Raw genomic sequence first — 751 nt, forward strand, 5'->3', positions numbered from 1 at the left:
GAGGCGAGGGTGACGGCTGCTTGGTAGGACTCGGCGGTCTTGTCGTAGCGGGTCGCGATGCCACGCCACTGCTTGAGTCGGTTGAAGCACCGTTCCACGACGTTGCGCCGCTTGTAGAGCTGCTTGTCGAAGACCGGCGGGCGCCCGCCCCGGCTGCCGCGTCGGGCCCGGTTGCGGACCTGGTCGGCCCGCTCGGGGATGGTGTGGCCGATGCCGCGGCACCGCAGCCAGGCCCGTATCGCTCGGGAGCTGTAGCCCTTGTCGCCCAGTACGTGGCCGGGCCGGACGCGGGGCCGTCCCGGCCCGAGCCGGGGCACTCGGATCGCCTCCATGACGGTGGTGAACTGAGTGCAGTCGTTGGTGTTCCCACCCGTGACCGTGAAGGCGAGCGGGCGCCCGACGGCATCGCAGGCCAGGTGGATCTTGCTGGTCAGGCCGCCCCGCGAGCGTCCGAGGCCGGGGGCGCGGAGCCCCCTTTTCGGGCCCCGGCCGCGTGCTGGTGGGCGCGTACGACGGTGGAGTCGACCGCCACCAGCCAGTCGATGTCGCCGGCCGCGTCCGCCTTTGCCTGTGCGGCCCGCAGCATCCGCTCAAAGGTGCCGTCCAGGGCCCAACGGCGGAAGCGGGTGTGCAGCGTTTGCCACGGCCCATACCGCTCGGGCACGTCCCGCCACGCGGTGCCGGTGCGGAACTTCCACACAATTCCGTTGAGCACCCTTCGGTCGTCCAACCGTTTCCGGCCCCGCAGCGA

General features: G+C 71.6%; 1 pseudogene. It reads right to left on the reverse strand.

The annotated features are described in order from the left end of the window. A pseudogene (locus tag DTL70_RS09960) lies at positions 1 to 751 on the reverse strand (IS5 family transposase); the annotation flags it as partial.

It is taken from the genome of Streptomyces diacarni (genome assembly GCF_003323715.1).
In the GTDB taxonomy this organism is placed as follows: domain Bacteria; phylum Actinomycetota; class Actinomycetes; order Streptomycetales; family Streptomycetaceae; genus Streptomyces; species Streptomyces diacarni.